Genomic DNA, 18,627 nt, shown 5'->3' with positions numbered 1-18,627 from the left:
TTTAAAAAGAAGAGTTTTTTGAAAAAGCTAACTTTACCCTTCATTTGACTTAATAATTTCGGATGGTGTGAATCCTTTCATTCTTTTAAATATTTGACTGAAATATTGTGGGTTATTACCAAATCCTAGTCTCTCCGCTAACTCAAATACTTTAATATCCTGTTCGGCTTCGATAATTTCCACTGCTTTATTAATGCGGGCATTGGTTACATAAGACGAGAAACGTTGTCCAATTTCTTTTTTGAAGATTTTCCCTAAATAGTCAGCATTCATATATAGATAGTGGTTAGCCAGCCACTGAAGTGACAAAGCAGGATTCTCGATTTCATCTTCAATACAAGTTAACATTTGTTGGACCACTTTTGAATATTTTTGTGGTGTTTGATCTTGGATAATCATTCTTTCAAAAAGTTCTTCAAAAAACGAAACAAAATCAGAAATATGCTGATAATCCTCCATTTGTCCAATTGCTTGCACCCGATCCTCTGTTGAATGATGTGCTAATTTACTCATTAACAATAAATAAATTTGAATAAAATAGCCCCTTGTAATCTTCGGAGCAACTTTATGTTTTTTCAGCTTATCTACGAAATCTATAAGGTAGGACACCGCATCCTTCTTTTGTTGGTTTTTCAAATAATACATAATCGTATCTAAGTCTATTTCAATATCTGGTTGTAATTTTTCATGAAAATAAATCCAGTTTTGATACGGTATAAAACTATTCTTGGGTTGGTAAAAAACTTGCTGTACCATTTCTTCTATTGTTGGGATTTTTTCTATTTGGTCTTTTGTAAAGTCTTTCGATAAAACGGAAGACATACTCAATGTTGATCGATCTATTTTTGCTTGGAGAATGTCTTTGATCTTTTTTTGATATTCAGGAGATTGACGCATCATTACGACTACTTTATTTTCGATTAATGTGGTGACGACTTGTTCATTGAGAAATGCTCGATTAATCGTTTCGATTAGTTGGGTGATTTGATCATATGCAATTTTCCTTTCGATGAAAAGCATCCAAAAAAAGAATGATTCTGATGAGTAGAGTCCTTCCACCATCTGCTTCATTTTTGACTGGCTTTTTTCCGTTATTTGTTCGTAAATAAAAAACTGCTTTAACACTTCCTCACATTCATTGACCGTATTTTTTGTCACTTCTTCTTCCATTGCCTTCATGTATTTAATAGCTTCTTCTTCTTCTCGAATTTCTTGAACAACATCGTCTAGAGCTTCAGAAATATTCACTTCATTACACGGCTTTAGCAAATAATGTTTGACACCAAACCGCATAGCTTGTCTTGCGTATTCAAATTCACTAAATCCAGATAAAAAAATCCATTTAATAGATGGATAGTCTTGTTTTGCCTTTTTCACTAGTTCGATCCCATCTAAACCGGGCATGGTTATATCGGTAATCACAATGTCAGGCTGTTGTTTCGTAATAAAATCATATGCTTCCAGGCCATTCATTGCTTTCCCTATTAATGTTGTATCATGTTGATTCCAATCCACAATTACAGAAATACCATCCAAGATCATCCGTTCATCATCTACTAACAACACTTTGTACATAGGCTTCCTTATCCTCCTTCGGCAAAATAATGGAAACTGTCGTACCATTCCCTATTTCGCTGTCAATGTTTAGTCCATATTCCTCTCCAAAAAGTATTTTGACACGTTCATTTATATTGCGCAGACCGATCCCTGTCCCTTTTGGCTGATAGTCACCTGATTCAATCTGATCCAGATAAGACTTGTTAATACCTGGACCATTATCCTCCACTTGAATAACGATCGTGTCTTCTCCCTCGTGAATCGAGAGATGAATTTTACAAACACCAACCATTTCTTGTAGACCATAGCGAATGGCATTTTCCACTAATGGTTGAATAATGAATTTTGGTACTTGTACATCTAAGAATTGCTTAGGTATCTCTTTTGTAAACTGTAATCTTTCATCGAAACGATAACTTTGAATCGTGATATAATGGTCTACTACTGTCAGTTCCTCTTCCAGTGGAATCAATGCATCTTTCATGTTAATCGATGCTCGTAAGACGTAACCAAGAGATTCAGCCATCTGGGAAATTTTCTTTTCACCTACTATTTTGGCGGACCAATTGATCGATTCAAGTGTATTATAAAGAAAATGCGGATTTACTTGTGCCTGCAATGTTTTAAATTCGGATTCTTTAATTAATAATTGTTTTTTATAATTTTCTCCAATTAAATAATTAATTTGATTCATCATTTTCTTGAAATTCTCATGCATTTGCCCTGCTTCATCTTTGGTCAGCTCTATTTCCATGCCAACATCATAATAATCCAAATCACCTGTCTGAACTTTTTTCATTTTTTTATTTAAACTTTCAATCGGGTTTACAATCGTGCCGGTAAATTTACTTCCTAGGAAAATCATCAGTAAAAATAGTGCAAAATAGGTTAAAAATACAGCCGTTCGAGCCTGGCTAATCACTGTAAACAAATTACTATAAGGGGTTAGAATCATATACGTCCAATCCAAGTGATTGGCTTCTGTATACGTTAAAAAATATCGTTCACCGTTATGTTTTATAATTTGATAGCCTTGCTGATTAACCAGAAAGTCTGAAGGTTTAATACCGTCTAAATTATTTTCATCGGAGAAGACTTGCCGCTCATTCTGGTCAAAAATAAGAAAATTAGTTTCTTGTTCTTCTAAATTATTCGTAAGCTCATGCATCATTTCATGAATATCAACTCGTATTCCTACCGTTCCTAATCTTTCAAAAGAAAAATCCATATACTCTCGTATATCCCGTACTGCCATCACTGTCTCATCATTTTCAGATGGAGATAACCAATTGACCCCACCCTCTTCTTCTCGTGCAGTCTCCTTCATGGTTGCTAATCTTTCTTTAGATAAATTGATAATTAAATTACCACTGGCATATTCTTTGTCATATATATCATACACTTGAATCGATTGTACATATTTGTTTAATGCACCAATATGTAATAACCTTTTCCGGAGTTCATTTCCAATCATGTACTTATCGTAGTTTGAATCGGTGTTCATTAATTCTAATAAATAGGATTGTACATATGTATCAGTAGTGATTTGATAGGAAAGACGTTCCATCTTCTTTAATTCCGCTTCAACGGAATTCGTTGAAACTTGCAAAGCTTGAGCAGATTGGCGGTATATTTCCTTATTATAGAGGTTAAAAGCGTATTGCAATATCGACAAACCACCTATACTAAATGCAAGCAGTACTAAAGATGTGAGGATAATCATTTTATATTTCAGACGTAAGTTCAAAAATTTCAAGCGAATCTTATTAATCATACCGATAACACCCACTCTCTCTGTTAACGCTTACAGTTATTATATGTTGAATAAAAGCATTACGTCAATTTGATTCGCTTCAAATTAAGTAACATAAAAGCTTAAAATTCGCCTAATCTATAAGCATAGCTTTATATAAATATTATGCTAAGGTTAATAGGAGTTTTGAAACTATGAAGAAATTAAGTTTATGGATACTTATACTCATGTTTATAAGTAGCTGCAGCGATAAACCCATAAAAGAGCACGGGTTGTCTTCTCACCACCTGACAACCTTATCAACCGGTGAATTGAATAGTGAGCGTTGGGACTCTACCTACAATATTGATGCTATGACAGTAACGGAAAAGATCGGTCAACTAATGATGATCGGATTGGAAAGTACCTCCATTGACCAACAAGTTACGCATTATCTATCCGATAAAAAGGTTGGAGGATTCATTTTATTACAGAAAAATATCCAAAATACGCAACAAACTGTAGAGTTAATTAATGACTTAAAACAGTCAAACGACAATCAAATACCTCTATTTTTAGGTATTGACGAAGAAGGCGGACGAATTACAAGACTTCCTAAAGAGATAATGGTAACACCAACAAGCCAAGCAATTGGCAAAAAGGGTGATCATGATCTGTCTTATCAAATCGGGAAACTGTTAGCCAAAAAAGCGAAGGAGTTTGGTTTTAATATTAATTTTGCTCCGGTACTTGATGTGAATAGTAACCCGAATAACCCTGTCATCGGAGACAGGTCATTTGGAGACAAACCTGAACTGGTGAGCAAGATGGCAATTGCACAAATGAAAGGCTTGTCTGACGAAAATGTTATTCCCGTCGGAAAACATTTTCCGGGGCACGGAGATACAGATGTTGATTCACATATTAACCTTCCGCTTCTTGATCATTCGGTTGAAAGATTAAATCAAGTAGAACTCATGCCTTTTCAACAAGCGATTAACCATAATGCTGAAGCAATTATGATTGGTCATTTAATGGTTCCATCGATTGATTCAGACAATCCTGCAACATTATCAGCAGAAATTATTCAAGGGTTGTTAAGGAAGAAATTAGGCTTTGATGGTCTTGTAATTAGCGACGATTTAACAATGGGTGCAATTTTAGAGAATTATGAGATTGGCGATGCAGCTGTGCAAGCAATCCAGGCAGGGACAGATTTGTTATTGATCTGCCATGAATATGAGCATATCGATGCTGTATTTGCTGCTATCGAAGATGCAGTAGCGAATGGTGAAATCTCAATGCAACGCTTGAACGACAGTGTTAACCGTGTAGTACAACTGAAAAAGAAATATGGTGTAACAGATGAAAAAATAGCGTCTATAGACGTAGAACAGCTAAATCGCGAGATAACAAAAATACTATCTTCAACAAAACTAAGTAAATAAAAGATGACGGGCATACACGGCTGACTGTTTCAGCTGGATGGCCGTCATAAACATGTTTTTATTTAAGGTAAGAGATTACCTGATCTCCAATAATCCTTTGAATTTATCTCTGAAATGATACAATAAATATCCTTGCAGGATAACCATTATTACAGCCAAGATAAGTAATGAAGGATCTACAAAGATGTGCAGTAAGAAAATATTGGCTGTAATCGGTGTTAATACTGCTAAAGTTAATGGAACAAACCGATTAATCAATAGTAATAATCCGCAAATTACTTCTAATGACTTTTCCACAACTAATAAATAGTTAAATTGAAATAATGCCATTGCTTCAGGGCTTGTTGGAATTAATGGCTCGATATCAAATACAACAAGAAACCCGTTTAAACCCGCGATCAGAAAGATAATACCCAACACTAATCTAGCAGCTTGATAAGCTATATTCTTTTCCTCCCTTTTGGTATTTCCATTTTCATTTAAATTGTTATCTCCAATTTTATTATATACCATTTCCATTACTTAGTTGTTAAATAAATGAATATGGGTAACTTAATACAGTAGAAATATTAGAAAAAAAAATATACCCATTTAGCAAAGGAGTCTTCTTATGGATTTTACTGAACTAACACTTAGAATTATAGCTACATTTCTGTTCCTGTTATTTCTTACGAGAATAATGGGTAGAAAAGAACTACGTCAGTTAACTTTTTTTAATTTTGTGTCTGGAATCGCAATTGGTTCGATTGCAGCTTCCCTTGTTGTGAATCAAAATTTAGACATATGGGCGGGGATATATGCGTTATCTGCATGGGCGATTCTTACGATCATTATGGGTTTAATAGACATTAAATCTAAGACAGCTAGAACAGTTATTCAAGGACAACCGGTAATCCTTATAAAACAAGGGAAAATTATGGAGGATGAGATGCGAAAGGCCAGATTAGATATCGATGCATTAAACGGACTGTTGCGCAAGAAAAATATTTTTTCAATTACTGATGTTCAATATGCAATATTTGAAACGGACGGAACACTTTCAGTTATGAAAAAAGAAGAGAAACAAACGCTAACTAAAGGTGATAGGAATATACAGGTGGTAAAAACGGAACCATTCCCAATAGCTACAGAGATTATTACTGACGGAAAAATAAATAAGAAAAATTTATCCAAATTAAATCTAGATGAAAATTGGCTAGAAAAACAACTGAAACAAGCTAGTGTAAATGATATTTCTGATATATTTTTCGCTGAGATACAGAAGGATGGGACATTATATATTGACTTAAGAGATGATGGTATTTCTTAGCAATAGATTAGTTAAGAAAGGTGTCCATCAGCTATGCATGCTTGCACAGTACTTAGGGAAATTTAAGGATGATTGATAAAAAAGGTGGTGAAAAACATGGCGAAGAAAGGAATTCAAAATTCAAGTATTGAGCAAATGAGAAAAGATCATGAATCCGAAACGGCCTTTACAGCAGACAACCCTAAAAAGCAAAAAAATCAAAAAGGTAGATAATAACTTGCTGTGGGTAGCTCGGATATATGCCTTTATTCAAGCAAGAATAAAACTTCTCCAGGAAACTAAAACACGAGCATCAATCTATGATGTTCGTGTTTTGTCGTAAATCAAGTTCTCTGTCCTTGCCTCCCTTATATTATGCAATGATTGGTAGAGGACCTATAATAATATGAAAAATACATTCCGATAAATTCCGTATGTAAAATATCGAGTAAATGACTAATTTTATCGATAATATGTATTTGTAAAGGAGGGAAAGAAATGTTACAAGAATTCAATCATTTAATGGACTACATTGAAACACATTTGACGGAAGAAATCTCCGGAAAAGATATTTCAAAGATTGCAGGCTTATCTGATTACCATTTTAAAAGAATGTTTTCGTATATGGCTGGAATGTCATTGAATGAGTATATCAAAAATAGGAGATTATCAGTTGCAAATGTTGAATTAATCAACGGAGCAAAAGTGACAGATGTTGCCTATAAATATGGTTTTCAATCGATAGAAGGATTTTCAAGAGCCTTTCGTGAATGGAGTGGTTTTTTACCATCAGAAATAACGAAAAACAAAATTCAAAAATCATTTCCCAAATTTACATTTTTTATAGATATAAAAGGAGGAATATCAATGGAATTCAAAATCGAAAAGAAGGAGAAGTTTAATATAGTAGGTGTATCGAAAAGAGTACCAATTCAATTCGAAGGTGAAAATAATGCTATCTTTGAACTAGCCCAGTCCATTACCGAACAACAAAGAAATGAAATGCATCAATTAGCTGATTTATATCCACATCAAGTCTTGAACGTATCTTATGATTTTGATGATGGTTTCTTAGAAGAAAAAGGCTATTTAACTCATATGATTGGTTTTGCAACTACAAAAGAAAATACATTCAATGATTTAGAACAACTTTCTATCGATGAAAGTTTATGGGCAATCTTCCCTAATCAAGGACCATTTCCTGTTACACTTCAAGAAACTACTGCTAAAATTTATTCTGAATGGTTGCCTTCTTCAGATTATGAAGTAGCTGATCTACCTGGTATTTCTTTTACAAAACACAATGGTAGTTCGGAAAATGTATATAGCGAAATTTGGATGCCAGTAAAAGAAAAATAGTTAGCAATAAACTTGATAGATGATTTATTTACTAAAGCGTGTGTTATTCCGTTAAATCTTCATTTACACTATTTGGCCAGTTAGATATAATCTGACTGGTTTTTTATAAAACCTAAATATTTAGTGAGATAACACATAAAGCTTAACAGTCAAACAAAAAAATCATGCTATATTTCATTATCACACTGAGCCTCTAAAAATTCCCTCGAGTTTTCACACTATTTCTACAATGTACATTAGAAGAAATCCCCAAAATAAAATAGTAAATACTATCTGACCAAGCATCACCTCAAACTTTAGCTAAAGCTTTTTACATTCAAAGTGCAAAGACTTGTAACTATACCGACACAAATAATCGTTATAGATGATAATAGCAAGGTTTCTGTTGAAATAATGATGCCACCAACTATTATAATTAATGAATCAATTATAAAAATAATAACCCCAACATTCATTCTAGTCATTCTAGAAAGGAGTTGGGCCAATAAATCAGTTCCACCAGTACTCGTCCTATAACGAAGCATGATCCCCGTCCCTACTCCAATTAATATCCCTCCAATGACGGAACTAATTACAGGAGGCAATTGAAAGTTGGTTATAAAAGAATGTTGTAATGGAGCGAAGCAATCGATAGCAAAAGATGAAATTAGTAGTCCATGCAAACTGTTATAAAAGTATTCTCTTTGATGAACCCAAGCTAATATAAAAATTGGTATACTTACGATGATAATGACTAAGCCAGCTTGTATACCAACTAAGTATTTTATAACTAAGCCTACTCCTACCATTCCCCCATCCAACAGTTTAAAGGGTATTAAGAAGAAGTTCACACCAATGGCTAATAAGATACTACCAAGTATTATCGTATAAATTTTTTTGATTATAAACATACCAGTTTTCACCAAATCTCACTTGGATTTAAGACATGTTTATTTATATGACAAGGGTACTCCAATTTGAACCTTTTATTTTATACTAAAAAAAGACTGGGAAGACCAGTCTTTTATGCTAAATATCTTTGTAATTTTTGTAGCATAGCCTTCGTGTTTTTGGATCCGTTGTTTTCCATCTTACTCATGAGCCTCTGTTTTAATTCTTCATCACATTTTTCAATCAAAAGAAACGCCTTCATTTCATTAGAAGTAATGATCTTCCGATACAACTTGGAGACATCCCTCTCATCATCAACCATTTTTGGAAGTGAAACCCCTTTCAGTAGAAATTAATTACATTATACCTGTTTTAATATTGATTGTAAAGCTAGCATCTGGTGTAAGTGGTCATGACAAAAAGATTCGATTTGTCTTGAATCATATGACTATACACAAGGGGTGTCTCCGATAAACTAACGAATAGTGATAACCAATGAATAAATTATTTCCTCTTTTTTATCTAGCCCATTCATCGTTACAGAAAGGTGTAATGGTGAGTTGAAATTGAACGTGATAAACACATACTTAAACGTAGTATAGGAGAAGAAAATCCCTAAAATTTAGCATATTATCATGATGCACCGGAAAATATAAAGTAAGACTATTATCAGTGGGAGTTTTAACCCCTTCTGCTCGTTAGTGAAACTTATCAGGGTGTTGATTCATTTTCTCTACCAAATTTATTAATAGTCCTCCTTGATCAAATGTCTGAAACAAATTGTTATGAATGATTAAAAATAATAATAATTAGTCAATTTTTTTATACAGGAGGTGAAAACCTTACACCATTATCGTGTAGGGAGTATTTTGGATATAATTAATTTAATCATTGTTGCTATATTAATTTTATTAACAGCTTTCTTCGTTGCATCGGAATTTGCAGTTGTTAAAATGAGAAAATCCAGAGTTAGAACATTAGTAGAACAAGGGAAACCAGGCGCAAAATCTGCTGATAAAGTTACGAGTAATTTAGACGGTTATTTAGCCGCTTGTCAGTTAGGTATAACAGTGACAGCACTCGGCATTGGTTGGTTAGGTGAGCCAGCAGTTGCTCACCTTCTGCATCCAGTTATTGCTTCATTCGGCTTTTCCGAAGGGCTTGTTTCGACTATTTCGTTCATCATTGCATTTGGTTTTATTACATTCTTACATGTTGTCATTGGCGAACTCGCCCCAAAATCATTTTCCATTCAGAAAACGGAGGCAGTTACGTTGTTACTTTCCCCTTTATTAGTTGTCTTCTATAAGGTGGCGTATCCGTTTATTTGGGCTTTGAATGGTACTGCTCGTATATTAGTTGGGATGTTTGGTTTACCTCCTGCATCAGAAAGTGGAGAGGTTTACTCAGAGGAAGAAGTTCGCTCTATCCTTTCAACTAGCTACAAAAAAGGCGAAATTAACGCTTCTGAAATGAGCTATTTAAATAAGGTCTTCGAATTTGATGAACGAATTGCAAAAGAAATTATGATCCCAAGAACAGAGGTTGTATGTATTTATAAAGATCATACACACCAGGATAACTTAAATATTATTAAAGCAGAAAAGTACACTAGGTATCCTGTGGCAAATGGTGATAAAGATCATATTGTTGGTGTCGTAAACACGAAAGAATTCCTTAATGACATTTTACAAGGTGAACAATTGGATCCAACTAATTATGTTAAACCGATTGTTTTTGTTGCAGAACATACACCAGTAAATGAAGTATTAATAAAAATGCAAAAGCAACATAGTTATATGGCTATAGTTGTGGATGAGTATGGTGGTACAGCTGGACTAATTACTGTGGAAGACATTATGGAGGAAATCTTCGGAGAAATTCAGGATGAATTAGATGTAAATGAACAACCAATGTACAAAAAAATAGATGAGTATACATATCTCATCAATGGGAAACTTCTTATTTCTGAACTAAATGAGTTAGTTGGAACAAATATCGATGACAGTGAGATTGATACAATTGGTGGTTGGTTTCTCACAAATAAAATAGATCCTCAAAAAGGGACCACTATCGAGTACGATAATTATAAATTTACCATCCAAGAGGTAGATGGCCATCAGATTAAAAAAATCGAAGTAAGTCAAGTAAACACAAACAAAAAATAACAAACTTTGAAGCAAACGCCCCTAATTCAATGGCTTAAAATGAATTAGGGATCAAATTTTTATTATAAATGGCTATTTCAGTTTTTGCAGCGATTTATACGTAAATAAATAATCTTCCTTTAACAATATCGTGCTTGTTGTCCCCAATCATAATATCATTTAGTTCAAGTTTATTGAACTTATCTAAAAAGCATCCAAGTTATAAGTATATATAGATTTTTTATTTTCAATTATTAAAACTTACTTCAATCCTATTCAGGTTTTACTCCATACTTGTTATGGAATCATTTAGTTTTTCTTCATAAATAACTTCACCATCGTTATTCAACCCTCGTAACGCTAGACTGATATAGTCATTTTCCACTTCATTCCAGCGAAATAAAAACATACGATGTTCCTTTAACTGATAATCTAACGTAACAATATCTTCTGCAGGGACTTGTTCATCCCAATCATATCCTTCTGTAACATCTAGTTCCCCCTGATCTAATGAAAACTCCGTTTGAAACATCCGATCATACCACTCGAAATCTACTACTATTGTATCTACATTTTCTTTCAAAGGTTCATAATTCTGAACCGTGTACTGGCCCCAAGTACGAACTGATGAAGAGCCACCTTTTCCACGATAAGTATTTCCTTGTTTATCATTTAATTTAAATGAAGAGCTTGGAAATGACCATCCATTCTCTTTGGAGAGTACTTCAAAAATTAATGAGGTCTCCTCTGCTGTTAATACAAGATATTTAAACAATATCTCGTCATTTTCCAGATTTACCTTTTTGTCTAAATCAATAAGTACTGCATCCCCGTTATTAACTTTACCTTGAATATGCTCGGTAATTCATTAGTTAGCCCTGAAAAAAACGAAAAAATATTAGGTATAAGTGCAATCACACAAGCTATTATGATAAGGCGTCTGATCCATACCCCCATTACAACAACTCCTACTTCTAAAATATTCTGTTAATACTTCCCACCTAATTTTAACTCTCGCACTATTTTATCATATTAGTCCAATAGGCTTTATAATAAATATAAGCCATTAGAAAAAGCTCGCCTGTAAATGACGATCCTCTTGTGAAACTCTTATGCCCATTATTTTAGTGCATATCTTAAAAAGTTAGCACATAAAGATGTTGTTTAAAAGTGCAGTAACTTTGTACTGAGCAATAAGTGGATCTGTAGTTTTTCCTTCTTTACTGGACATACTCCCCCGTTGAAGAAACACCCATATTGCTATATCTTTCTTAAATAAAGCAGTGTCATTTTCATCCTTTTTAACGTAGTTGTGTTCATTGTCTTCCTTTATAAAAACGTAAATAAATTATGAACATCTGTATGTATACGTAAACGTAAATGAATCCTACTCCTATGAAGAATTCTTTTGGCACTTTAGAATTTTCCAAGGTATGCTCAATTTCTAACCGAAACGCATATGAACTGGCTTTTCGCAAGTGCCAAGGTGAGGTGACTATAACCACTTTTTTCAATCCTCTCTCGTGCATGATTTTTCGGGATTTTATCAAATTTTCATAAGTGTTCTTTGCTTTCGTTTCTCGTATGATTTGGCTACAATCCACTCCTAACTTCACTAAGGCTCGTGCCATGACATCTGCCTCAACATGATTATTTGCGACAGCTGCACCTGAACAAATAACTATTTCAGCAATTCCAGCATGATAGAGATCTGCTGCTTTATTGATCCGTTCTCGTAAAATCGGAGACATGCTTCCATCCTTTTTTGCGGGATAACCAAGTACAATCATAACATCTCTTTTTAGCCCATGATTATAACCCGCTTTATTAAAATGCAGACGAATAAACAAAAAAACCACCATAAAGCACATTAAAATTAAGCATAAAATATACAATCCTATCATTTAACATACCTCCTCTGACATATCTCTCTATCAATCGTCAGATAAAAAACTATGTATTGGGAACACCTCGGATTTAATGACAATCATTATACAAGTAAACTGCTCGTTACTTTAAGATCAACATTTCACAATACGACTAATATTTATATTAAAATCATACCAGAAGACAGTGGGGATTTGGTCTTTTTTTCAATAAATTATTACTGCCCAGTATCAGTCAACTAAGAAAGACGACCACCCAAAAAGGTAGATGTTTATATTATTTCCAGTATATTTATACTGCGCAGCAAAGCAATTGGGTTTTGTTAGTTGGTCTTATTCAAAATAAGCCGCCGTTAACACAATAACGATATTCAACTATTTTAAAACATTCCACTCTTCATAAATATTAGCTTCAATACCTAATTCATTAGTCCTTAACCATTCAACAGCTTTTAGTACTAGTGGTGAAGCTTTTTCCAACGATACATCGTTTTCCGACACCCATAATGCACCTAGTGAATCTTGTCCATCAAATTGTTCTGGAACGCTTAACTCTCCACTTATTTTTTTTACAGAATAGAAAACTGCAATATGATGCACATCCGTATAGCCTCTCCACAACCAAGGAAGTTTGAAGTCGATTACACCTATATTTTCTTCAATTTCAATTTCGAGGCCCGTTTCTTCAAGAAATTCTCTTTTCAAAGCATCAGATAAAGATTCATCCCCCTCTAAGCTACCACCAGGGAGGTCATATCGGTTTACATATGGCCCACCATTTTTGTTTATCACTAATAATTTACCGTCTTCCACACATATTCCATATACACCAAAAGCTCTATGATATTTTTTTCCAGACAAAAAATCCCCCCCAATTTTTCATAAAGATATAAAAGTAAACTGCCACTTTAATCAATAAAGCTGCATTCCTTGTTCCAGATGAGCTACCCAATAGTTGAACAAAAAAGTCTGTACCTTATAATTCAATTCCTTTCTTTATATATATCCATTCGTCAAATTGTTCTAATGATTTTATGTTATTATTTATAACAGCATCATAAATATCTACACTGAAAAACTTCTTACGGTATTTAGGGTTACTATGTAATTGATTCTTTAATGATAATATTGATTTTCTTTTAGCATTATCGATTCGGTCTTTCAATTTTTCTACTTCATTTTGTTTTTCCTTTACTTCTCCTGGACCAATTGCCGAGATATCAATTTTCCATCTCTGACCAAATAGATTTGTATGCACTCCCCAATATAATCCGTTAGGTAAATGCGGGGTTTTTCCAATTAACTCATTTCTATAACTCATCTTTGAAGGGCTTAGTAATAGAGAAATTTCTTTACCTAGATCAAAAAATTCCTTATTACTTATTGTATCTGATTCAAGGTAAATATCTAGATCTCTCCAGGTCATCATTTTTAGAGAGTAACTTCCGCTCACTTGTGGATTACCAAACTTTTGTAAAGTATCGTACAATCCTAATGTGTAAAGAATTTTATTTACCTCTCCAAAAATACAGTCATTTAATGTTTCTAAGTTTTTACTCAAACTTATTACCCCACTTTCAAAACCTATAAAAATCAACTGACCGATAAAAAAGAACCGTGATCAGCTCAAGACTTGTTCAATTATTTTAAGAGGAAACTAAACCGAACATTCTTAAAAAAGCGTACAAAGTAAATCCTACACCGATAAATATAATGATGAATCTAATAATAAATCTAATCATCCGATGCTATTTAGAAGGCAAAAAAAATCAATAATACCACCGTTAAGAACAAAATCCCTATAATAAAACTAATTAAAATTTCCAATAAACTCACTTCCCTAAGCAATAAAAAAGTTCTTTATTGAATTATCCTGCCCTTATTCCAGCAATGAAAGGCGATGCCCCTTGTTCAGTATTTGCACCAGTTAATTTAATATGAAATGTACTTTTATCGCTGTTTTATTGAAAAAGTCTATTTGACTTTCTCTAAATTTTTTAATATGTATGGTACAGAATTATTTATATATCTCACCAATTGATTCATTTGTTCTAAGAAATCATCACTATTAGGAGAACTAATTACAGGTGTTTGTTGACCGTTAAATACTTCGTTAAATAAATATATTTCACGATTATAATATTGTTTAATATAGTCTTTATGTAATTCACTCATCCCAATAATTACATCGAATTTCTCGAAAAAAATCTCCTCAAATTGGGTTCTTTTAAAGTCAGATGTATCAATGTCTAATTCTTGCATTATTTCAAAATGAATACTTGAATATTTGCTTATATCACTATTAGCTCTTATACCGCTTGATGCAACTTTTACTGAATTATTATTGGTACTTTTCAGATATTCCTTCATACATAATTCTGCAATTACACTACGAGTATAATTATCAGTACAAACAAATAGAATATTCATTGTGTTCCCCCTCATATATTATCCATTTCTTAATAATTCGCCTCATCTTTACATTTACCTTTTTAAATTAACCTGCTTAGTTAGTTTGAGTGAATAAGTTCACAATAATATATCTTCTTTCTTTAATCATACCAGAAGATAAAGAATTATTATTCCTATTTAACATAATTATGGAAATATTTTGTTGCGCCGTATAAAGTCAACTAAGAAAGACGACCCCAAAAAAGTAATCGTCTTCTAGATGTTTATATTTTTACCAGTATGGTTGTACTGCGCAGTATATTGATCAATTTAACCAATCCTTCTTTTAAAATTAGAAAAGAGGTTAAAAATAACCCCTTTTTTACTTACTATTCCACTTTAATACCAATTTTAGCTCCATCAATCACTATGAACTTCATACCATCTTTTTTGTTATACTCCAAATTTTTTATAAGAAGGTTGCTTTGCAGAAGATTTTTAAACTGTTCTATTACTTCTTTCATTGATTCATCAACATCAAAGAAAAGGTTCACTCGTTGTTCTACCGGGAGGTTCAATTCTTTTCTATATTGTTGTACTGAACGGATAAGTTCTCGTGCTTTCCCTTCTTTACGCAAATCGTCTGTAATGATTGTATTTAAAAATACACTAAAAGTTGAGTTTGAAGCCATTTCCAAGCCCTGATGTGTGTTTTGATTTACAATTAAATCATCTATTTCTACTCGAATCTTTTCACCAGTTGGAGAATTAATTTCATAGTAACCTTGTTCAACAACTTTTTTTACATCTTCAGGTGGTAAAGATTGTAGAGACTTTTGTACAAATCCTACCAGCTTGCCGAGCTTTGGACCTGCAGTTGGAAAATTCAACTTCAGTTCATATTGTACTGAATCTCCGGCATGGTCTTGCAACTGAACGTTCTTTACATTTATTTCATCTTTAATTATATATGCATATTTCTGAAGTAATTCCGTATTATTTTTCGAACCAACTACAGTAAGCATAGATAGAGGTTGCTTCGTTTTAATATTTGTCATATTACGAGCGGAACGAGCTAGCTCTACAACTTGTAACACTTTATCCATTTCCATTTCTAAAACTGGATTATCCTCTTCATTATTTGCTTTAGGGAAATCAGAAAGATGCACACTGTTACTGGTTAAATTCATATGAACATCTTCTGCAATATATGGCGTAAAAGGAGCAAGTAATCGGCTGACTCTTACTAACACTTTATATATTGTGTGGTAAGCTGCTAACTTATCATCATTTAACCCTTCGCTCCAGAAACGTTCGCGCGATCTGCGTATATACCAATTACTAACTTGATCAACTAATATGGATAATTCACTTGCTCCTGCTGTAAAATCGTAATCATCTAAATGTTCCATAACGTTTTGTGTTACCGTATTTAATCGAGATAACACCCACTTATCTAGAAGAGATGGTTCTCCTTGTTTATGTTTATTAGGATCAAAACCATCTATATCTGCATAAAGAGTGTAAAAGGAATGAACATTGTTGAGAGTATCAACTAGCTTTGACTTTGCTTGACTGACTATGTTTTCAGAAAAGCGTTTATTATTCCAAGGTGCACTATCTGCAAGTAATGCCCAACGTAATGCGTCAGCACCATAGTTTTCAACTAAATCCATCGGTTCAATGACATTCCCTTTACTTTTTGACATTTTACGCCCATTTTCATCTAGTATGTGTCCTAGTGATAAGACACGTTTATAAGGTGCTTTCCCTGTGAAGAGTGATGAAACCGTTAATAAGCTGTAGAACCAACCCCTCGTTTGATCTACCCCTTCCGCAATCACATCTGCAGGGAATTGCTTGTTAAACAACTCTTTATTTTCAAATGGATAATGGTACTGTGCAAATGGCATAGACCCACTATCAAACCAAACATCAATAACTTCTTTAGTCCTTTTCATATCATTAGAACAACAAGAACATTTCACTATTATTTTATCGACATATGGCTTATGAAGTTCAAGATTTTCCTTCATTCCACTTTTAGCATTTTCTTTTAAGTCTTGAATACTATCAGGAACATACTGGTGCTTACATTCGTCGCAAACCCAAACATTCAATGGTGTCCCCCAGTAACGATTCCTTCCTAGATTCCAATCGACCATATTTTCAAGAAATTTGCCAAAACGACCATTTTTCATATGATCTGGATGCCATTGTACAGTTTGATTGTTTTTTAGAATAGTCTCTTTAATTTTAGTTGTTTTTATAAACCACCCTTCCATCGCATAGTAAATAAGTGGTGAATCACAACGCCAGCAATGTGGATAGCTGTGTTCATACTTCTCTTTTGAAAATAGAAGGTCTTGGTCTGCTAATAACTTTATAATCTTAACGTCGCAATCCTTTGTAAATTCTCCAGCAAGTGGTTTGATTTTATCAGTGTAGCATCCTTTTGCATCAACAACGTTGACAAAATCCAAACCATTTTCTTTAATAGCATTGTAATCGTCTTCACCGTGTGCTGGGGCTAGATGAACAATACCAGTCCCGCTATCATCTGTTACAAAGTTTGCAGAAATAACTTCATGCCCACGTTCAAGAGCGAAATAGTTAAAAGGTGGTTGGTAAGTAAGCCCAACGAATTCATGTCCTTTATGCTCACTTATTACATTAAAATTATCTCCTAAAACATCTTCTACAAGATTCTTAGCAAGGATATACGTCTCACCACCTTGTCGGACTTTTACATAATTTAAATCCTCTTGTACAGCAAGAGCAACATTTGATGGAAGAGTCCACGGTGTTGTAGTCCACCCTAAAAAGTATTCATGATCTTTCCCATCAAACTTGAATTTTGCTGTAACAGATAAATCTTTTACATCCTTATAGCCTTGAGCTACCTCATGAGAACTAAGGGAGGTTTGACAGCTAGGACAATAAGGAACGACTCGGTGCCCACGATAAAGTAAACCTTTCTTATGAATTTTGGAAAGAATGTACCAAACACTTTCAATATAGTCATTATTGAGCGTCACATAAGGGTCATCCATGTCGATCCAATAACCGATTGCCTCGGTAAACTTACGCCACTGCTTCTCATAATCAAAAACACTTTTTTTACATTCATCAATAAATTTTTCAACACCATATTCCTCAATTTCTTGTTTACCGGAAACCCCGATTTTCTTTTCAACGCCTAATTCTACAGGAAGACCATGTGTATCCCACCCTGCTTTTCGTATTACCTGATAACCACGCATTGTTTGATATCTTGCTACAAAATCTTTTATCACACGACCTAAAACATGCCCAGCATGTGGAAGACCATTGGCAGTTGGTGGCCCTTCATAAAATACAAATGATTCTTGACCTTCACGATTTGTCACTGATTTTCGAAAAATATTATTCGCATCCCAATAGCCTTGAATTCGCTTTTCCCTTTCTATCGACTTTTCGTTTACATTAACCTTTTGCATTTCATCACACCTTTATTATTTTTTATAAATAAAAAAACTCGCCCCTAACTAATGTTAGGGACGAGTTTTAACCCGCGATACCACCCTGATTCTATAAATAAATCCTTCATTGGTTTCATTCATAGCACTCATTCAACGTACAATCATACGCGTTCCTTTTAACGGCGGAACCCCGTCAAAGCTTAAAAATCTTCAGCTTTGCTTCTCGGAGAGGATATTCAATATGGTCTGAACATTGACTTCCACCAAACGTCAACTCTCTGTAGAACAGATTACATACCTACTCGTTCTCGTCATCAAATTTAATCCTTACAATTTTTATTAAAACAAGATTATACATTAAGGTTAAAAATGTCAAGTCTTTTTGAAAAAACAAATAATATTTATTATTATTTGATGGCTCTCTCTATTGTTTCAGAATGAGGTGGATCTCTTTTCTTCACAAAATTATCAAAAAAATGAAATGAAGA

The 18,627-nt window shown here is 33.7% G+C and carries 16 protein-coding genes and 1 other annotated feature; of the genes, 5 read left to right on the top strand and 11 right to left on the bottom strand.

Translation table 11 applies throughout. From position 1 onward, the window contains the following. Nucleotides 1-33: 33 nt before the first annotated feature. Nucleotides 34-1,575, bottom strand: coding sequence for a response regulator transcription factor (locus tag GHT08_RS01725; RefSeq protein WP_163579233.1), 1,542 nt, complete (start codon nucleotides 1,573-1,575; stop codon nucleotides 34-36). Beyond that, the gene (locus GHT08_RS01720) at nucleotides 1,550-3,331 is read right to left on the bottom strand and encodes a cache domain-containing sensor histidine kinase (protein WP_163579231.1); all 1,782 of its coding nucleotides are present in this window, start codon (nucleotides 3,329-3,331) and stop codon (nucleotides 1,550-1,552) included. The genes GHT08_RS01725 and GHT08_RS01720 overlap by 26 nt, the downstream gene beginning before the upstream one ends. Nucleotides 3,332-3,504: 173 nt before the next feature. On the opposite strand from GHT08_RS01720, the gene nagZ reads away from it, so the two are divergent. Next, entirely contained in the window at nucleotides 3,505-4,737 is a 1,233-nt protein-coding gene (nagZ, locus tag GHT08_RS01715; protein WP_163579229.1) for a beta-N-acetylhexosaminidase, read from the top strand. A 75-nt stretch (nucleotides 4,738-4,812) separates the two neighbouring features. Here the strand turns inward: nagZ and GHT08_RS01710 are convergent, their stop codons facing one another. After that, a complete protein-coding gene (locus GHT08_RS01710) occupies nucleotides 4,813-5,250 on the bottom strand; it encodes a DoxX family protein (RefSeq protein ID WP_337746916.1) in 438 nt (145 codons plus the stop codon). A gap of 97 nt (nucleotides 5,251-5,347) precedes the next feature. Here GHT08_RS01710 and GHT08_RS01705 point away from each other — a divergent pair, with 97 nt between their 5' ends. The 3 genes from GHT08_RS01705 to GHT08_RS01695 all read left to right on the top strand — a co-directional run bounded on the left by GHT08_RS01705 (nucleotide 5,348) and on the right by GHT08_RS01695 (nucleotide 7,384). After that, nucleotides 5,348-6,046, top strand: coding sequence for a YetF domain-containing protein (locus GHT08_RS01705; RefSeq protein ID WP_163579227.1), 699 nt, complete (start codon nucleotides 5,348-5,350; stop codon nucleotides 6,044-6,046). 96 nt (nucleotides 6,047-6,142) lie between these two features. Then, nucleotides 6,143-6,259 (top strand): biofilm-forming protein, encoded by a 117-nt coding sequence (locus GHT08_RS01700; RefSeq protein ID WP_163579225.1) that lies wholly within the window; start codon nucleotides 6,143-6,145, stop codon nucleotides 6,257-6,259. A gap of 264 nt (nucleotides 6,260-6,523) precedes the next feature. Next, nucleotides 6,524-7,384: an AraC family transcriptional regulator gene (locus tag GHT08_RS01695; RefSeq protein WP_163579223.1), complete on the top strand. Its 861-nt coding sequence runs from the start codon at nucleotides 6,524-6,526 to the stop codon at nucleotides 7,382-7,384. A gap of 296 nt (nucleotides 7,385-7,680) precedes the next feature. Here GHT08_RS01695 and GHT08_RS01690 read toward each other — a convergent pair whose 3' ends face one another. Both GHT08_RS01690 and GHT08_RS01685 read right to left on the bottom strand, forming a co-directional pair. Then, nucleotides 7,681-8,274: a YitT family protein gene (locus tag GHT08_RS01690; RefSeq protein ID WP_163579221.1), complete on the bottom strand. Its 594-nt coding sequence runs from the start codon at nucleotides 8,272-8,274 to the stop codon at nucleotides 7,681-7,683. A gap of 113 nt (nucleotides 8,275-8,387) precedes the next feature. Beyond that, the gene (locus GHT08_RS01685; RefSeq protein WP_163579220.1) at nucleotides 8,388-8,546 is read right to left on the bottom strand and encodes a hypothetical protein; all 159 of its coding nucleotides are present in this window, start codon (nucleotides 8,544-8,546) and stop codon (nucleotides 8,388-8,390) included. A gap of 577 nt (nucleotides 8,547-9,123) precedes the next feature. On the opposite strand from GHT08_RS01685, the gene GHT08_RS01680 reads away from it, so the two are divergent. Beyond that, complete coding sequence (locus tag GHT08_RS01680) at nucleotides 9,124-10,422, top strand: hemolysin family protein (RefSeq protein ID WP_163579218.1); 1,299 nt, start codon at nucleotides 9,124-9,126, stop codon at nucleotides 10,420-10,422. Nucleotides 10,423-10,684: 262 nt separating this feature from the next. On the opposite strand, the gene GHT08_RS01675 is transcribed toward GHT08_RS01680, so the two are convergent. The 6 genes from GHT08_RS01675 to ileS form a co-directional block, all read right to left on the bottom strand. Further along, nucleotides 10,685-11,218: a DUF5643 domain-containing protein gene (locus GHT08_RS01675; RefSeq protein WP_420370950.1), complete on the bottom strand. Its 534-nt coding sequence runs from the start codon at nucleotides 11,216-11,218 to the stop codon at nucleotides 10,685-10,687. A 499-nt stretch (nucleotides 11,219-11,717) separates the two neighbouring features. Beyond that, nucleotides 11,718-12,305, bottom strand: coding sequence for a YdcF family protein (locus GHT08_RS01670; RefSeq protein ID WP_163579214.1), 588 nt, complete (start codon nucleotides 12,303-12,305; stop codon nucleotides 11,718-11,720). Nucleotides 12,306-12,662: 357 nt separating this feature from the next. Further along, entirely contained in the window at nucleotides 12,663-13,148 is a 486-nt protein-coding gene (locus GHT08_RS01665) for an NUDIX hydrolase (RefSeq protein ID WP_163579213.1), read from the bottom strand. Between the two features lie 115 nt (nucleotides 13,149-13,263). Then, nucleotides 13,264-13,848: a hypothetical protein gene (locus tag GHT08_RS01660; protein ID WP_163579211.1), complete on the bottom strand. Its 585-nt coding sequence runs from the start codon at nucleotides 13,846-13,848 to the stop codon at nucleotides 13,264-13,266. Nucleotides 13,849-14,261: 413 nt separating this feature from the next. Continuing rightward, on the bottom strand, nucleotides 14,262-14,717 hold the full coding sequence (locus tag GHT08_RS01655) for an arsenate reductase/protein-tyrosine-phosphatase family protein (RefSeq protein WP_163579209.1): 456 nt from the start codon (nucleotides 14,715-14,717) through the stop codon (nucleotides 14,262-14,264). 350 nt (nucleotides 14,718-15,067) lie between these two features. Next, nucleotides 15,068-18,157 (bottom strand): isoleucine--tRNA ligase, encoded by a 3,090-nt coding sequence (gene ileS, locus GHT08_RS01650; protein ID WP_163579207.1) that lies wholly within the window; start codon nucleotides 18,155-18,157, stop codon nucleotides 15,068-15,070. Between the two features lie 53 nt (nucleotides 18,158-18,210). After that, nucleotides 18,211-18,463 (bottom strand) — a binding site (T-box leader). Nucleotides 18,464-18,627: the final 164 nt, after the last annotated feature.

The organism is Gracilibacillus saliphilus (assembly GCF_010994085.1).
Classification (GTDB): Bacteria; Bacillota; Bacilli; order Bacillales; family Amphibacillaceae; genus Gracilibacillus; species Gracilibacillus lacisalsi.
This window is presented reverse-complemented; position numbering and strand designations above follow the sequence as displayed.